General features: G+C 65.1%; 10 protein-coding genes. 1 reads left to right on the top strand and 9 read right to left on the bottom strand.

Annotated elements, in window-relative coordinates:
• Window positions 1-405: 405 nt before the first annotated feature.
• The 3 genes from ACVWY0_RS15600 to ACVWY0_RS15590 are packed head-to-tail and all read right to left on the bottom strand — an operon-like array spanning window position 406 to window position 7,962.
• Window positions 406-4,086: a 1,4-alpha-glucan branching enzyme gene (locus ACVWY0_RS15600; protein ID WP_485837481.1), complete on the bottom strand. Its 3,681-nt coding sequence runs from the start codon at window positions 4,084-4,086 to the stop codon at window positions 406-408.
• 1 nt (window position 4,087) lies between these two features.
• Window positions 4,088-5,884, bottom strand: coding sequence for a maltose alpha-D-glucosyltransferase (treS, locus tag ACVWY0_RS15595; protein WP_252567160.1), 1,797 nt, complete (start codon window positions 5,882-5,884; stop codon window positions 4,088-4,090).
• On the bottom strand, window positions 5,881-7,962 hold the full coding sequence (locus ACVWY0_RS15590; RefSeq protein ID WP_485837480.1) for an alpha-1,4-glucan--maltose-1-phosphate maltosyltransferase: 2,082 nt from the start codon (window positions 7,960-7,962) through the stop codon (window positions 5,881-5,883). The genes treS and ACVWY0_RS15590 overlap by 4 nt, the downstream gene beginning before the upstream one ends.
• 152 nt (window positions 7,963-8,114) lie before the next feature.
• Here ACVWY0_RS15590 and glgP point away from each other — a divergent pair, with 152 nt between their 5' ends.
• Window positions 8,115-10,733 carry an alpha-glucan family phosphorylase gene (gene glgP / locus ACVWY0_RS15585; protein WP_485837479.1) on the top strand — a complete coding sequence of 873 codons (2,619 nt, stop codon included), beginning with the start codon at window positions 8,115-8,117 and terminating at the stop codon, window positions 10,731-10,733.
• A 60-nt stretch (window positions 10,734-10,793) separates the two neighbouring features.
• Here glgP and ACVWY0_RS15580 read toward each other — a convergent pair whose 3' ends face one another.
• The 6 genes from ACVWY0_RS15580 to ispF all read right to left on the bottom strand — a co-directional run bounded on the left by ACVWY0_RS15580 (window position 10,794) and on the right by ispF (window position 17,132).
• Complete coding sequence (locus tag ACVWY0_RS15580; protein WP_485837478.1) at window positions 10,794-11,150, bottom strand: barstar family protein; 357 nt, start codon at window positions 11,148-11,150, stop codon at window positions 10,794-10,796.
• Between the two features lie 8 nt (window positions 11,151-11,158).
• Window positions 11,159-11,644: a guanyl-specific ribonuclease gene (locus ACVWY0_RS15575; RefSeq protein ID WP_485837477.1), complete on the bottom strand. Its 486-nt coding sequence runs from the start codon at window positions 11,642-11,644 to the stop codon at window positions 11,159-11,161.
• 18 nt (window positions 11,645-11,662) lie between these two features.
• On the bottom strand, window positions 11,663-13,774 hold the full coding sequence (gene glgX / locus ACVWY0_RS15570; protein WP_485837476.1) for a glycogen debranching protein GlgX: 2,112 nt from the start codon (window positions 13,772-13,774) through the stop codon (window positions 11,663-11,665).
• A 271-nt stretch (window positions 13,775-14,045) separates the two neighbouring features.
• Window positions 14,046-15,035 carry a 23S rRNA (guanosine(2251)-2'-O)-methyltransferase RlmB gene (gene rlmB, locus ACVWY0_RS15565; protein ID WP_485837475.1) on the bottom strand — a complete coding sequence of 330 codons (990 nt, stop codon included), beginning with the start codon at window positions 15,033-15,035 and terminating at the stop codon, window positions 14,046-14,048.
• Between the two features lie 68 nt (window positions 15,036-15,103).
• Window positions 15,104-16,561 carry a cysteine--tRNA ligase gene (gene cysS, locus ACVWY0_RS15560; RefSeq protein ID WP_485837474.1) on the bottom strand — a complete coding sequence of 486 codons (1,458 nt, stop codon included), beginning with the start codon at window positions 16,559-16,561 and terminating at the stop codon, window positions 15,104-15,106.
• A 73-nt stretch (window positions 16,562-16,634) separates the two neighbouring features.
• Window positions 16,635-17,132 carry a 2-C-methyl-D-erythritol 2,4-cyclodiphosphate synthase gene (ispF, locus tag ACVWY0_RS15555; RefSeq protein WP_252567147.1) on the bottom strand — a complete coding sequence of 166 codons (498 nt, stop codon included), beginning with the start codon at window positions 17,130-17,132 and terminating at the stop codon, window positions 16,635-16,637.
• Window positions 17,133-17,134 lie beyond the last annotated feature (2 nt).

Genomic DNA, 17,134 nt, shown 5'->3' with positions numbered 1-17,134 from the left:
ACGGGGTGGCGGATCCAGTCAATTCAACCAATTCAATACAATAAATTGGTATCAACAAACTTGGCACACTATTGAGTTCTCAAACAACAGACACACCCGGCACCACCACAACCAACCAATCGGCCGTGGATCGCTCCGGAGCAACTTTTCAAACTTACCCGCTGGTCTCACTCCTGTCAAACCGGCATCCGCGACCTTCTTAGCCTGAGGCTTTCGTGTCGGTTTTTTCGGTCTGACTCCGTGGAGCAGCGCGGAAATAAACTCTACCACCACTTTGCCGGGATGGCCAACCAAGCCCCGAACAGCCTCCTGCACCCCCACCCTGAGGGCACCAAAAAGCCCGGAATCTCAAGGAATTCCGGGCTTTTCGCCGCGCACTTAAGAGAGCGGGTTCACACTATTCGGTCAGCTGGCCGCCAAAGGAACGGGCTTGAAGTACGCCGCACCCAGGGGCGGCAACGTCACGGTCAACGATGCCGGCTGGCCATCAAGCCCTTCGTCCAGGGCAATCAGCTCACCACCATTCAAAACACCTGAACCGCCATAGGCCGCAGCATCAGTGTTGAGCACTTCGGTCCAGGCCCCGGCAGCCGGAACGCCGAGGACATAGCCCACATGCGGCCCGCCGGAGAAGTTGACGGCGCACACCAAAGGATTGCCGTCCTTGTCCCAGCGGACAAACGTCAGGACATTGCGGTCGGCGTCCCCACCGTTGATCCACTGGAAACCACCGGGCTCGTTGTCCCGCGCGTAGAGGGCCGGCGTCGAGCTGTAGAGCTCGTTGAGGTCCTTGGTGAGGAGCTGCAATCCGCGGTGCGCCGGAATGTCGGCCAGGTACCAGTCCAGTCCGTGCTGCTCGGACCATTCAGCCTCCTGGCCGAATTCGGTGCCCATAAAAATGAGCTGCTTGCCCGGGTGCGCCCACTGGTAGGCAAAGAAGGCGCGCAGGTTGGCCAACTGCTGCCAGCGGTCCCCCGGCATCTTCCGGAGCATGGAGCCCTTGCCGTGCACTACTTCGTCGTGGCTGATGGGGAGCAGGAAGTTCTCGGTGAAGGCGTAGACCATCGAGAACGTCAACGTACCGTGGTGCCACTTCCGGTTGACGGGGTCCTCGGAGGCGTACTTGAGGGAGTCGTGCATCCAGCCCATGTTCCACTTGAGCCCGAAGCCCAGGCCGCCGTGGCTTGTGGGGGCGGTGACACCGGGGAAAGCCGTGGACTCTTCGGCGATCATCACCGCGCCGGGGTGGGTCTTGTAAACGGTGGCGTTGACTTCCTGGAGGAAGGAAATGGCTTCCAGGTTCTCGCGTCCGCCAAAGCGGTTGGGCGACCACTGCCCGTCTTCGCGCGAATAGTCCAGGTACAGCATCGAGGCGACCGCATCAACCCGGAGTCCGTCGATGTGGAACTCATCAAGCCAGTACAGCGCGTTGGACACCAGGAAGTTCCGCACCTCGGTGCGGCCGAAGTCGAAGATCAGCGTTCCCCAGTCGGGGTGCTCGCCCAGGTTCGGGTCGGCGTGCTCGTACAGAGGTTCGCCGTCGAACTGAGCCAATGCCCAGGCATCCTTGGGGAAGTGCGCCGGTACCCAGTCCAGCAGCACGCCGATTCCGGCCTGGTGCAGGGAATCCACCAGGAACCGGAATTCATCCGGATGGCCAAAGCGCGACGTCGGCGCAAAGTAGGACGTCACCTGGTAGCCCCAGGAGCCGCCGAAGGGATGCTCGGCCACGGGCATGAACTCAACGTGCGTGAAACCCAGCCACTTGACGTAGTCCACCAGCTCCTTGGCGAGCTCGCGGTAGCCCAGGCCAATGCGCCAGGATCCGAGGTGGACTTCGTAGGCGCTCATCGGCGAATTGTGCGGGTCACGCTGGGCGCGAGCCTCCATCCATTCGGCGTCCTTGAACGCGTAGGACGGCTCCACCACCCGGGACGCCGTCAGCGGCGGGACTTCGGTGCCGAAGGCCAGGGGGTCTGCCTTTTCGACCCAGTGGCCGCTCTTGGTCTTGATCTCGAATTTGTAGCACGCGCCTGCTAAAACGCCGGGAAGGAAGACTTCCCACACGCCTGAGGATCCCAGCGAGCGGAGCGAATTTTCGCGGCCGTCCCAGGCGTTGAAGTCGCCTTTGACGCGGACCGCCTGCGCGTTCGGCGCCCAGACGGCAAAGGAGACGCCGTCAACATCGCCGAGGGAGGACTTGTAGTGCTGGACGTGCGCGCCCAGGACTTCCCAGAGCTTCTCGTGCCGGCCCTCGCCGATCAGGTGCAGGTCCACTTCACCCACGGTGGGCAGGTAGCGGTAGGGTTCATCCACGGTCAGCGTCGCGGCACCGGGATAGGTGACCTCCAGCCGGTAGTCGGGCACGTGGCCGGCCTGCAGCGGTTCGAGGACTGCCACCCATACACCGTTGTTTTCGTGGGTCATGGGCACTGCACCCACGGCAGTCACCACGCTCACTGCCTCCGCGAGGTGCTTAAGCGTCCGAACCGTCACATGGCCATGGTCGTCCAGGTGGGCGCCTAGCACTGAGTGCGGCGCGTGGTGTTCGCCGTTCGCCACGCGGGCCAACATGTCCGGGTCCACGTGAAGAGGCACCCGGGGCCGGTCTGTACGTGCTGAGCCTGTCATTTTGATACCTTCCGATGCTGCCCCGGCCTGATCGCCGGAGCCTTTAACGCTGAGGAGCCGCCTGGACGCATTCGTTGGAATGGCCAGCCAGTCAGGTCTGTTCCGTAATTCATATACGACTTCGTAAAGGGCCTTGTCCAGCCACAATGCCACAAAGAGCGGTGAAGTCCGGTCGATGGTGCCGGGTGTGACTGCGGCATAGCCGGCAAGGAACGCGTCCGCGCAATCATCGACCCAGGACGCCGGAACGCGGGCACCCTGATATTCGCGTTCTGCCGCGCCTGCCGCGTAGTCGAAGGAACGCAGCATTCCCACCACGTCCCGGAGCGGAACATCGGGGAAGTTGCGTTCGGCGATGGGCCGCAGTGGCTCACCTTCAAAATCAAGGATGGCCCACCGGCCGGGCTGGCCGCCGTGGCCGGGGACCTGCAGGATCTGGCCGAGGTGGAGATCGCCGTGGATCCGCTGCAGCGGCCCTGCCGGCACGCCGTCGAGCTCGCCAAGCAGAGCCCCGAGCGCGTCGTCGTAAGGCCCGACGGCGGCACTGGCTTCCGCCCATGCCTGCCGGACCCGCTGGACTACTCCGGGCGCAATGAGCTGACCCGGCGCCGGTTCAACCGCTGTGCCGAGGGCTTCCGCCAGCCGGCGGTGGACTGTTGCTGTGGCAGCGCCCAGGGCATGCGCCTCGGCGGTGAAATCGGCACCGGTGCGCGCGGCATCCACGGCAAGGCGCCAGGCATCGCGGCCGCCGGCGAGGAATTCGTGGGCTACGGCAAGCTCGCCTTGCGATGGCGCCTGTGCAGGGTGCCCCGGTGATGCCGGCGCTTGCCATTCCCCGCGGACCCACCCGAGCGTGGCCGGAACCTCGAGGGTGCCCTGGGCCGTCAGCGCCGCCCCTACCTCGACCTCAGGGTTGATCCCTTCGGAGAGGACGCGGAAGAATTTCACGATCGCGGCGGACTCGCCGTCGTCAACAATGACAGAGCTGTTGGACTGCTCGCCGGACAGGACTTTGACCATTCCGTGGGCGGTTGGCAGTCGGTGCTCCGACCGGGTGCGGTGGCCCGTCGCCGAGCCCGTGCTCGAGCCTGCTTCGGACCGGATCAGCTCCAGCCAGGAGGACACAAAGGAAGGATCGTGCACGGCGTCGTAGATCCAGGCCATGCCGGCCTCGGGAGCCTGGCCGACCAGTGCCCGCTCCGCTCCGGCAAGCGGACTTGCCCGGTAACTCAGCGGGACCTGGACCACGTCAGTCCGGAGACCGCCGTCGGCCGTCCGGGAGGAAACAGCCAGCAGGAAGATCTCCAGCCGGGCCTGCCCGGCGGCATCTTCAAGGCTCAGGCTGCCCGCCTGTGCCAGCGAAAAATCGGCTATCTTCACGGGGAACCACCGCTGGCGCGGAAGCCATTCGCGAAGGACGGCGCTCAGTGTGGCTGTGAGGGTGGGCTGGGCCATGTCAGTTCTCGATGGACAGGATGGGCAGTGCCTGCGTGTACGGGGAGGCTGGATTGGACGTCGCCGAGCGGACCCGCAGCCAGAAGAAATCATGGCTTCCCAGCGTCAGCGTCAGTGATCCGTCGTCGTCGATTCCGGGGAACGGCTGCCCGCCGAACACATCGCGCAGCCCGCGGCCGGCAAACTGGGGAATCCGCAGTTTTGCCGCGACGGGGTGCTGCGAAAGGTTGAAGGCGCACAGAATGGTTTCGCCGGGCAGCCCTGCAGTGTTGTCATCCGAAAGTTCCCGGAGATACGCCACCACGGCGTCGTGGTCCGCTTCGACATGTTTGAACGCGCCCAGCCCGAAGGCAGGGTGGTTCTTGCGGACGCTGAGGATCTGCCGGGTCCAGCGGAGCAGGGAACCGGAGTGGGCGGCCTCGGCTTCCACATTGGCCATGCCGTAGCTGTACACCAGCGACTGGATGACCGGCAGGTAGAGCTTGCCGGGATCAGCGTTGGAGAATCCTGCGTTCCGGTCCGGGTTCCACTGCATGGGGGTGCGCACAGCATCGCGGTCATCGAGCCAGATGTTGTCCCCCATGCCGATCTCGTCCCCGTAGTACAGGAACGGGCTGCCGGGCAGCGACAGCAGCAGCGCATTGATCAGTTCGATCTCGGCCCGGGAATTATCCAGCAACGGTGCAAGCCGGCGCCGGATCCCGATGTTGGCGCGCATCCGGGGGTCCGGGGCATACCAGCCCAGCATCGCCGCACGCTCGTCGGCCGTGACCATCTCCAGCGTCAGTTCATCGTGGTTGCGGAGGAACGTTCCCCACTGCGCCCCTTCGGGGATCTCCGGGGTGTCATGCATGGTCTCGATGATCGGAGCCGCCTTCTGGTCCCGCAGGGCGTAGTACAGGCGCGGCATGATCGGGAAGTGGAAGGCCATGTGGCATTCGGGCTCTTCCGCTGTTCCGAAGTACTCCACCACCTCGTTGGGCGGCTGGTTGGCCTCGGCGATGATGACGCGGCCCGGGTAGCCTTCATCCACCATGGCCCGCAGCTTGCGCAGGAAGTCATGGGTGGCCGGCAGGTTTTCGCAGTTGGTCCCCTCTTCCTCGAAGAGGTACGGGATGGCATCCGCCCGGAAACCATCGATGCCCTGGTCCAGCCAGAAACGGACCACGTCAAAGAGCGCTTCGATGACCTTGGGGTTCTCAAAGTTCAGGTCAGGCTGGTGGCTGAAGAAGCGGTGCCAGAAGAACTGCCGGCGGATGGGGTCGAAGGTCCAGTTGGACTCCTCCGTGTCCACGAAGATGATGCGGGCGTCCTGGTACTTCTCGTCAGTGTCGCTCCACACGTAGAAGTCGCCGAAGGGACCGTCCGGGTCCTTGCGCGATTCCTGGAACCAGGGGTGCTGGTCGGAGGTGTGGTTCAGCGGCAGGTCAATGATGACCCGGACGCCGCGGGCATGGGACTCGGCCACCAGCCGCTTGAAGTCGCTGATGGTGCCGAACTCATCCAGGACGGAGTTGTAGTCCGAAATGTCGTAGCCGCCGTCACGCAGCGGCGACTGGAAGAACGGCGGCAGCCACAGGCAGTCCACGCCAAGCCACTGCAGGTAGTCCAGCCGGTCGATCAGGCCGGAAAAGTCGCCCGAACCGTCGCCGTTCGCATCCGCGAAGGCCCGCACCAGCACCTCATAGAACACAGCTTTCCGATACCAGAGCGGATCGTGGGCCAGGCCAGGGGCGTTCAGCTCAAACGTGCTCTTGGGGGTGAAATGCTGGCTGGAACTCTGCGGGTTAAAGCTCACTGATGCAATCTCCTCACGCTCAGGATGTGGGCGGGTTCAACGTGCGCGTCCAGGCGGACGTAGTTGTATTCGCCCCATTCCCAGGATTCGCCGGAAATGAGGTCATCCACCCGGAACCCGCCGTTGGGCGACAGATCCTCGGGGTCCAGTTCCAGCGCAGCCAGATCCAGTGAAATGGTGCTCTCCCTGATGCCGTGCGGATCAACGTTGACCACCACAATGATGGTGTCCTTGGTGCCGTCCGGCAGGGTCTTGTGCTTGGAGTACACCACCGTGGCGTCGTCGGTGCTGTGGTGGACCGTGAGATTCTGCAGGTCCAGCAGCGCCGGGTGGTGGTGCCTGATCGCGTTGAGCCTGGTCAGGTACGGCGCCAGGGTCCGGCCTGAGGCAGCGGCAGCGTCCCAGTCACGGGCTTTGTATTCGAATTTCTCGTTGTCGATGTACTCTTCCGCTCCGGGGCGGGCAACATGCTCATAAAGTTCGTAGCCGGCATAAACGCCCCACAGGGGGCTGGCGGTGGCGGCCAACGCCGCACGGATCTTGAACGCCGCCGGACCGCCGAACTGCAGGTATTCCGTGAGGATGTCCGGCGTGTTGACAAAAAAGTTGGGCCGGAAGTACGCCGGCGACTCGTGGCTGACCTCCGTGAAGTAGGTTTCCAGTTCCTTTTTGGTGTTCCGCCACGTGAAGTAGGTGTAGGACTGCTGGAAGCCCGCCCGGCCCAGGGCGTGCATCATGGCAGGGCGCGTGAACGCTTCCGCGAGGAACACCACGCCAGGGGTCTTTTTGTTGACCTGGCCAATGAGCCATTCCCAGAACCACACCGGTTTGGTGTGCGGATTATCCACCCGGAAGATCTTCACGCCATGGCTGACCCACAGCAACACGACCCGCAGGATTTCCTTCGCAAGCCCTTCCGGATCATTGTCGAAATTGAGCGGGAAAATGTCCTGGTATTTCTTGGGCGGGTTTTCCGCGTACGCGATGCTCCCGTCAACCCGGGTAGTGAACCATTCCGGGTTGGACTCCACCCAGGGGTGGTCCGGCGCGGCCTGCAGCGCCAGGTCCAGGGCGACTTCCAGGCCCAGTTCGTTGGCGCGGGCAACAAAGGCGTCGAAGTCCTCGAACGTGCCCAGTTCCGGGTGGATGGCGTCGTGGCCGCCCTCCTTGGCGCCGATGGCCCAGGGCGAGCCGGGATCATGCGGGCCGGCAATCAGGGTGTTGTTGGGGCCCTTGCGGTGCTGGATACCGATGGGGTGGATCGGGGGCATATAGAGAACGTCGAAGCCCATTTCCGCCACCGCGTCCAGCCGCTTCGCCGCGGTCCGGAAATTCCCGGACGTCCACGCCCCGGTGGTGGCGTCCCTGACGGCGCCTTCGGACCGGGGGAAGAATTCGTACCAGGCTCCGCGGCCTGCGAGATCGCGCTCCACCAGCAGCGGGAACTGCTCGGAAACGGTGATCAGTTCGCGGATCGGCTGGCGGTCCACCACGGCGGCGACGTCCGCGCCGAAGCCGGCTGCCAGACGCTCCTCATCGGTGAGGGACCCGTTGCCCAGAATGGAAGACGCCATGCGCAGGGTACGCCGGTCCGACGCATTGCGGGAGGCATCGGCGGCCGCATCCGAGAGCAGCGCCGATCCTTCGGCGAGCATCAGCTCGACGTCGATGCCTGCCGCCACCTTGACCTCGGCGTTGTGGTGCCAGGTTCCGTAGCGGTCGTGCCAGGCCTCGATGAAAAACGTCCAGTTTCCAACGGCCGACGGCGTGAGGATGCCCTCCCAGCGGTCGGTACCGAGGCCGCGTTCCCCCTTGGGCGGCGCCAGCCTGATGCGCTGGCGTTCCTTCCCGCGGGGATCCAGGAGGACCGCGCTGACACCCAGTTGGTCATGCCCCTCCCGGAAGGCCGTGGCGCCCACCACAATTCCCTCCCCCGGCAGGGCCTTGGCAGGATACTTCCCACCCTCCACCACAGGCTGCACTGCAGTGATCGGAAAACGGCCAATTCTTAGCCCGTCGGTGATTTGGCCTTTCGGCTTTTTCTTTGAGGCGGCAGGGGTTACAGAGTTAGTCGTCACAGGCTCGACGTTAGCGAGAAATGGTCCAGATTGCTAAGCCTGCGCTGCTTTTTGTCGCGGCGATTCGACTTATCCGCCACGCCAACTGTCATTTACCTAAAAGAAAGCCAAAGCAGTTCCGGACGTTGATGTTGTCGGTTAGTGTGGCGCAGGTGAAGGCAATCCGCAGATTTACCGTCAGAACAGTCCTCCCGGAACCCATCAGGCCGCTGGCCCTGTTGGCCACCAACCTCCGCTGGTCCTGGCACCGGCCCACCCGTGAACTTTTCGCTGGCCTGAACCGCCGCATCTGGGAGGAATCCGGCCAGGATCCCGCCAGCTTCCTGGGCCGGGTCAGCCGCGAAGAGTTCCAGCGCCTCGCCGCCGACCCCTCGGTGGTGGACCAGGTCCGCGCCGCCGCCGAGGACCTTGACCGGTACCTTGAGCAGCCCCGCTGGTACCAGAGCCTGGGCGAGGATGCCCCGGCCGCCATCGCGTACTTCTCCCCCGAATTTGGCATCACTGAAGTCCTGCCGCAGTACTCCGGCGGCCTGGGCATCCTGGCCGGCGACCACCTCAAGGCCGCCTCGGACCTGGGTGTGCCCCTGATCGGCGTTGGCCTGCTGTACCAGGCGGGCTACTTCAAGCAGTCACTCTCCCGCGACGCCTGGCAGCAGGAAACGTACCCGGTACTCGACCCTGACGGCCTCCCCCTCACTCTGCTTCGTGAACCGTCCGCCGACGGCAACGGCCGGCCTTTGCAGATCTCACTCCCGCTCCCCAACGGGCGCCGGCTGCTGGCACACATCTGGCGTGCCGACGTCGGACGCGTTCCCCTCTTGCTGCTGGACTCCAACGTTCCCGGCAACGACGACGCCGCGCGCGGCATCACCGACCGCCTATACGGCGGCGGCGGAGACCACCGGCTCCAGCAGGAGCTCCTGCTGGGCATGGGCGGAGTCAAGGCGCTGCGCGCGTACCAGCAGCTCACCGGAACCGCCGCGCCCGAGGTGTTCCACACCAACGAGGGCCATGCCGGCTTCCTGGGGATTGAGCGCATCCAGGAACTGATGGCCGGCGACGCCGCCCTCAGCTTCGACGAAGCCCTCGCCGCTGGCCGGGCGTCCACGGTCTTCACCACCCACACTCCCGTTCCGGCCGGCATCGACCGTTTCGAGATTTCCCAGATCCACCACTTCTTCCAGGCCGGGCTGGCGCCCGCGGTACCCGTGGACAGGATCCTGGAGCTGGGCCGGGAAAACTACGCCGACGGGAATCCGTCAGTCTTTAATATGGCGGTGATGGGACTCCGGCTGGCACAGCGGGCCAACGGCGTCGCCAAGCTCCATGGCGAGGTATCCCGCGGGATGTTCTCGGCCCTGTGGCCGGGGTTCGACCACTCCGAGGTGCCCATCACGTCCGTTACCAACGGCGTCCACGTGCCCACCTGGGTCGACGGGCGCATCTCCCGGCTCGCGCGGGAACGGTTCGGCACCGAGGCCGAAGCCCTGGGCCGCTGGGACCTTGCCTACAACGTCAGCGATGCTGACGTCTGGGCGCTACGCCGTGAAATGCGCGCAGCACTGGTGGAGGACGTACGCCGCCGGCTCCGGGCTGCGTGGAAGAAGCGCGGCGCCGCCGACGCCGAGCTGGGCTGGACCGACAGCGTCCTGGACCCCGACGTGCTGACCATCGGCTTCGCCCGGCGCGTCCCCACCTACAAGCGCCTGACGCTGATGCTTCGCGAGCCGGACCGGCTCAAGGCGCTGCTGCTGCATCCGGAGCACCCGATCCAACTGGTGATCGCCGGAAAGTCCCACCCGGCAGATGATGCCGGGAAGAAGATGATCCAGGATCTGGTCCGCTTCACCGACGACCCCGAGGTCCGCCACCGCATCGCCTTCCTGCCGAACTACGACATTGCGATGGCCAGGACGCTTTTCCCGGGCTGCGACGTGTGGCTCAACAACCCGCTCCGCCCCCTGGAGGCGTGCGGTACGTCGGGCATGAAGGCCGCCATCAACGGTTCGCTGAACCTTTCGGTGATGGACGGCTGGTGGGATGAAATGTACGACGGCGAGAACGGCTGGGCGATCCCCACCGCCAACAACGACGCGTCCCCCGAAGAGCGGGACGACATCGAGGCCGCGGCGCTGTACGAACTCCTGGAAACTCAGGTGGCGCCACGCTTCTACGGGAACACGGTGTCTGACAGCGCAGGTGCTGCCGGACCGTCCACCACGGGCACCGAGAAAGTCCCGACGCACTGGGTGTCAATGATCAAGCACACGCTGTCCCATCTGGGACCGGCCGTTTCCGCGGAGCGCATGCTGCACGACTACGTCAACGTGCTCTACCGGCCCGCCGCCGAGGCCGGACGCAGGGCCGTTGCCAACTCCTACGCCCAGGCCCGTGTGCTGGCGGCATGGACTGCCAAGGTACGTTCGGCGTGGCCTCTGCTACACGTCGAACATGTGGACTCCGTGGGCGTTTCCGAGGACCCGCAGATCGGGGACACCCTGCAGGTGAACGCCTACATCGCGCTGCACACCCTCTCACCGGAGGACGTGTCCGTGGAAGTGGCTTATGGCCGTGCCGAGGAAAGCGACACCCTGGCGGACGTCACCCTTATAGAGTTGAACTCGAAAGAGGACCTGGGCGAGGGGCGCCACCTGTTCAGCGGCTCGCTGGTCATAGACCGCTCCGGTCCCTTTGGCTACACCGTCCGCGTCCTGCCACGGCACGAGGCATTGGCTTCCAAGGCCGAGCTGGGGCTGATCGTCAACGCCTGATCCGTTTCCAGACATCCGGCGTTCGTTTGTGGCAACTGCCGCGGCGGTTGTCGACGTTAGTTACAGGAGGACGGCCGTGACCGCGAGGTCACTGCCCGCGTAGCTTTCGGCATCCTGGAGGACCTCGCAGATGATCCCGAAAGACCGGTCCCCACGGAACGCTGCGGCCACCTGCCAAAGGACCGTGACCGGGGCGCTACCGTTTTCGCCGATGCTGTCCGCGAAATCGTGCAGGGAGTCGTTCAGGGCGTCCATGTTCACGCCGTAATGCTCAGGAAAGGCGAGCACTTCGCCGAAGGTTTCCAGGACAGCCTTCTTGCTGTCGGCGGCGGGGACCACCAGGCTGCGGCGGCCGGCGTCGGCGACCTGTTCCTGGAGTTCTTCGATGGTCCAGGTATCGGCGGAGTAAATTTTCATGAGCGTGTTCAGCTGCCTTCTGCGATGAATTTGAACGAGTCGTAGTGGTCCTGCGTGTAGTACTTCTCACCCTCGGAACCGGTGACGATGCGGCGGGCTCCCCTGGCGGATTCACCCGGGGTGGGCACGGTGTACTCGCGGTAATAGCCTGAATCCTGCCGCGGGAGAATGCGCTCGAAGTTGCCGAACGTCTTATTGTCCTGGCTGTAGCGGTAGGGGCCGCCGGCACGGATCGCGGCGAGGGTAGTCCGGGCTTCGGCCGGCAGCTGGAATTCCTTGATCGCGGGCAGCCCGGACGGGTTGGCGGGGACTACCGCCGGGGCCGGAACCTCCGCAGGCCCCGGGACGGGAGCGCCCGGGACCGGGGCCGCGCTGGAACTTGCTGCCGGCGTCGTACTTCCCGTCAGAGTCTCAAGGAGCCCTGGGCCGCCGAAAGCGAACACCGCTATGACCAGCAGCCCGGTCAGCAGCAGGGCAATGGAGCGGTTGCGCAATTTTGGTCCCCTCCGCAGCTACGTGCGGTAGATGTTGATCGAGTTCGCCTCGATGACGTCCGTCTCGCCGGACGCCACCCGGCTGCCCTGTCGAAGCTCGTGAAGCGGCGACGTTGTCAGCCGGAGTTCGAACATCCTGTGGGGCGTTCCGTCGTCGTTCTTGAGTTCCGGAAGCGTGATCTTCACGTCGGAGCCGCTGCCGTTGACCACTACGAGGCCCGCCAGCGTGCCGTCATCCGAGCCAAGCAGGAGCTGCATGACCCGGTGCCGGGGATCATTCCACTGATCCATGGACATGGGCTGTCCGGAGTGATCAAACCAGTAAATATAGGACTGCTCATCCCGGGCCGGAAAATCATGGGGCTGGCTTGCCAGGAACTCCTTGCGCAGCCGGACGTAGCGCTTGGTGCTGCGGAGCATCTCTGCGGATTCCGGCGTTCGCGTCCAGTCGAGCCAGGCCAGGGGGTTGTCCTGGCAGTAGGCGTTGTTGTTTCCCTGCTGCGTGCGTGCCAGCTCGTCGCCGGCAGTGATCATGGGCACACCGAGCGAAATCATCAGGGACGCCATGAGGTTCCGCCGGGACTGCGACCGCCGCGCCAGGATGCTCTCGTCCTCGCTCCGGCCTTCGAAGCCGTGGTTGTAGCTGCGGTTGTCCCCGTGCCCGTCCCGGTTCTGCTCACCGTTGGCCTCGTTGTGTTTACGGTCGTAGGACACAAGGTCGTTGAGAGTGAAGCCGTCGTGTGCCGTGATGAGGTTGACCGACGCCAGCCTGGAACGGCCCGACGCTTCAAAAAGCCCGGCAGACCCGGACAGGCCATCAGCCAGCCGCGCCACGGACCCGCCCTGCCCGCCGGCCTCGATGGCCGCCCGGTCGGCAAGCCAGAAGGAGCGGACGCCGTCCCTGAAGTGGTCGTTCCAGTCAACCCAGCCGCCCGGGAACCGTCCCGTCTGCCAGCCGCCGTAGCCCACGTCCCAGGGCTCGGCGATCAGTTTCACGTCTGACAGCACGGGATCGGCTGCCACCGCCACCAGGAACGGGTGGCGGGGATCAAACTCGTTGTCCGCGTTCCGGCAGAGCGTCACGGCCAGGTCGAAACGGAAGCCGTCGATGTGGAATTCGTCCACCCAGTACCGGAGGGAATCCAGCACCAACTGGACCACCCTGGGCTGGCCGAAATTCAGGCTGTTGCCGCAGCCCGTGGTGTCGACGTACTTCCCGTGGCCATCCGTTCGGTAGTACGTGTCCTCACCGAGTCCGCGGAAGCTGATGGCCTGGCCGTCCGGGCCGCCCTCGGCAGTGTGGTTGTAGACGACGTCGAGAATCACTTCCAGCCCCGCCGCGTGGAGCAGCTTGACCATTCCCTTGAACTCGTCCTGGACGGCGTGGGGTCCGGCATCCTGCGCAGCCCGCGTTGCATAGGCCGCGTGCGGTGCGAAAAACGCGGCCGTGTTGTAGCCCCAGTAGTTGGTCAGGCCGAGGTTCTGCAGGTGCAGCTCATCGAGGTGGAAGTGCACCGGGAGCAGCTGGACAGCGGTTATGCCCAGGCTCTTGAAATGCTCGATGATGGCCGGATGGGCCATTCCGGCGTAGGTGCCGCGCAGTTCCTCGGGGACATCGGGATGCAGCATGCTCTGGCCGCGGACATGGGCCTCGTAGATGATGGTGTTCCGCCACTGCGTCCGGGGCCGCTCGTCGGTGCCCCAGTCAAAATCGCCGACCATCCGGACGCTCGTCAGGAATCCTTCCCGCTGGTCCACCGCCCGGCCGTAAGGATCGAGCAAAAGAGGCTGCCCGCCGTCGTCGTCCAGGTCCACGATGGGGACCGCCAGCGGCAACGGGTCCGCCTTGGACGTGGCACGGAAACCGTACAGCGACCCGTACGGGAAATCGTCAACGATTCCATGGTGCACGCCGTGCGTGACATTGGGCAGGGTCTGCAGATGCCACTCGCTGCCGGGGGCCTTGTAGGCAATCTCAAGGTTCTCCACGGCCGGGGCGTACACGGCGACGTTGGCGCTGGACTGCACGCCGTAATCCGCTCCCGATCCCGGGCGCAGGACGCTGACACCGAGCGGATATGCCGAAGAGGCATCCTTGGTGGAAGCGGTATCGAAAAGCGGCATGACCATCACGTCCATGGTAGCGGCCAGCGGCTGTTGAACTGCACTGGCGCTTTTATGACGTCACCCGGACCCACCACGCTCCAACGCTGTTAAACCCACCAAAGGTGAGAGAGCGTTCGCGGAACGGCGGGCATCCGGAAGCGTGCGTCAGAGCGACGAAGTGGGCCCACTCCGGCAGGGTTCCCTGGCCGAGCTTGCGAGGCCAGGGGGCCGGTGGGGCGCAGCACGCGGAGGATGTCCGCCGTGCCGCCCCGCGCCCCGCGCCGCGGCTCAGCTACTACTTGACGGCGCGCTGCCTCGAGATTTCGTACAGCGAGATACCAACGGCCATGGACGCGTTGAGCGATTCCATGGCGGAGTTGATCGGGATGGAGACGATCTGGTCGCAGTTTTCGCGGACCAGGCGGCTCAGGCCCTTGCCCTCGGAACCGACCACAATGCAGACGGGCTCGGTGGCCAGCGTGAGGTCAGGCAGCGAAACGTCGCCGTCGCCGTCGAGCCCCAGGACAAAGATGCCCATGTTCTTGAACTGCTTCAGGGCACTGTTCAGGTTGGCGGCACGTGCCACGGGAACACGCACGGCAGCGCCGGCGCTGGTCTTCCAGGCCGAGGCTGTGACGCCCACGGAGCGGCGTTCCGGGACGATGACGCCGTGGCCGCTGAAGGCCGAGACGGAGCGGATGATGGCACCAAGGTTGCGCGGGTCCGTGATGCCGTCCAGAGCAACGAACAGCGGGGCGTTGGATACGTGGCCCTTCTTCCAGCGGTCCACGGTTTCCTCGGCCAGGTCATAGGCGTCCTGGTACTCGTAAGGCGGGATCTGCAGGACCAGGCCCTGGTGGATGGCGTCGTCCGTCATGCGGTCAAGTTCGGGCTTGCCGGTCTCGAGCAGCGGGATACCGCGTTCGGCGGCGATCTTCAGCGACTCCTTGACACGGTCATCCATTTCAATCCGGATGGCGATGTGCAGGGCCTTCGCGGGGATCCCGGCGCGGAGGGCCTCCACCACGGAGTTACGGCCGGTGACGACTTCCTCGGTGGCGCGGCCCTTGGGACCCGTGCGGGAGGCGCCGGCGCTGCGGGCACCCGTGCCGCGCTTGGCAGCCGAACGCTCGGCAAGCTGCTTGCTCTTGTGCGCCTTGTGGTACGGGCGGTCCTCCGCCTTGGGCGTGGGACCCTTGCCTTCCAGGGCCTTACGGCCATGACCACCGGTTCCGATGGTTGGCCCCTTCTTTGCTTTGACCGACCGGCGACCGTTGTTGGCCATGATTTTCCACCCTTGATTGTTTGACTGAGTCTGCTTACCAGTCTACTGAATCAAGTAAAATCGCCGGTTCAGTCCCGTTGCAGGCTCCAGGTAGCGCCATTTGGGCCATCTTCGACGACGACGCCGGCCGCCTTCAGCGTGTCGCGGATGGCGTCGGAGGCAGCCCAGTCCTTGGTGGCCCGGGCCTGGGTGCGGGCAGCGAGCTGGGCTTCCACCAGGACCTCGAGGGCGGCCGATTCCCGGGCGTCCGACGCCGGGCCGGAAGCCACCGCATTCAGGCCCAGGACCCGCAGCATGTCATGCACGCTGTGCAGGGACTCCTGTGCGTCCTCCAGCTTCCCCTCCGTCAAGGCGGTATTTCCGGCACGGACTGTTTCATGGACCACGGCGAGGGCCTGCGGCACGTTGAGATCGTCATCCATGGCGTTCTCGAACGCCTCGGGAACCTTGCCATAGGTGGCGAAGGTGTAGTTCCCACCGGCGGCGAGGGCCCGAACGGCACGACTGATGAAGCCGTCGATGCGTTCGACGGCGGCGGCGGCCTCGTCGAGCGACGTGGGGCGGTAGTCCAGCACTGAGCGGTAGTGGGCCTGCCCGAGGTAGTAGCGGACCACCCGCGGTGACGCGAGGTCCAGCATCTCCGAAGGGCTGATGGTGTTGCCGATGGACTTGGACATTTTTTCGCCCTGGTAGGTGACCATGCCGTTGTGCATCCAGAAGTTGGCGAAACCGTGCCCTGCGGCCTGGGACTGGGCCATTTCGTTTTCGTGGTGCGGGAAGCGCAGGTCCAGTCCGCCGCCGTGGATATCAAATTCGGTGCCGAGGTACTTGGTGACCATGGCGGAGCACTCAAGGTGCCAGCCCGGGCGGCCGGCGCCCCAGGGCGAGGCCCAGCTCGCCGTCGTCGGCTCTCCTTCTTTGGAGCCTTTCCACAGCGCGAAGTCTCGGGGGTCCTTCTTGCCCCGGGGATCCGCATCCGGGGCGCCCTGCATGTCGTCAATGTTCTGGCGCGTCAGGGACCCGTACTTGTCCCAGGACCGTACGTCGAAGTAGACGTCGCCGGAATCGTCCAGCGCCGGGTAGGCGTGGCCCCGGTCGATCAGCTGCTGGATCAGCGCATGCATTTCGGGGATATGGCCGGTTGCCCGTGGCTCATAGGTGGGGCGGGAAACGCCGAGCGTGTCGTAGGCCTGCAGGAACGCCTGCTCGTAGCGATAGGCCAGGGCCCACCATTCCTCCTCGCGGACAGTGTCCGGTCCGGCTTCGAAGTCCGGGCTGAACGATTCGGCAGACTTGGCGAGGATCTTGTCATCGATGTCCGTGACGTTGCGGACCGCGGTGACCCGCAGCCCCCGGTACTCAAGCCAGCGGGTCAGCTGGTCAAAGGCGATCGCCGAGCGGATGTGGCCAACGTGCGGCATGCCCTGCACGGTGGCTCCGCAGTAGTACAGGCTCGCTTTTCCCGGGACGAGGGGAACGAAGTCACGGACTTCGGCGGACGCGGTGTCATAGAAGCGGAGAGTCACCGCTCCAGATTAGCGGAAAAGGCCTGCGTGCCGGCCCCCGCGGGTTATCCGGCCTGCGCAGCGCCGGGTTGAATCACCGGGGATAGACCAAAGCGGTGGCGACGGCGGAAATTCCCTCGCCCCTGCCGGTGAAACCGAGTCCGTCGCTGGTGGTGGCCGTGACGCTGACCGGCGCCCCGGCCGCGTCGCTCAGCACGCGTTGGGACTCTTCCCGCCGCGGGCCGAATTTGGGCCGGGTAGCCACGAACTGCACTGCCACGTTGCCGATCTCAAAGCCGGCGGCACGGACAATCCTCGCCGCCTCGGTCAGGAGCGTGACGCCGGAGGCTCCGGCGAACTCCGGACGGTCGGTGCCGAAATGCGTGCCGAGGTCCCCGATGCCGGCGGCCGAGAACAGGGCGTCGGCGGCGGCGTGGGCCACCGGGTCACCGTCCGAATGCCCGGCCAGTCCACGCTCGCCTTCCCAGAACAGCCCGCCCAGCCAGAGCGGACGGGGAAGGTCAGGGGACGCGTAGGCATGGACATCCAGGCCGATACCCGTGCGCGGCAGGATCATCTTGGCTTCACTCATGC

This window comes from Arthrobacter sp. UYNi723 (assembly GCF_054057635.1).
The sequence above is the reverse complement of the archived record's forward strand: the minus strand, read 5'-3'. Positions and strand labels throughout refer to the sequence as shown.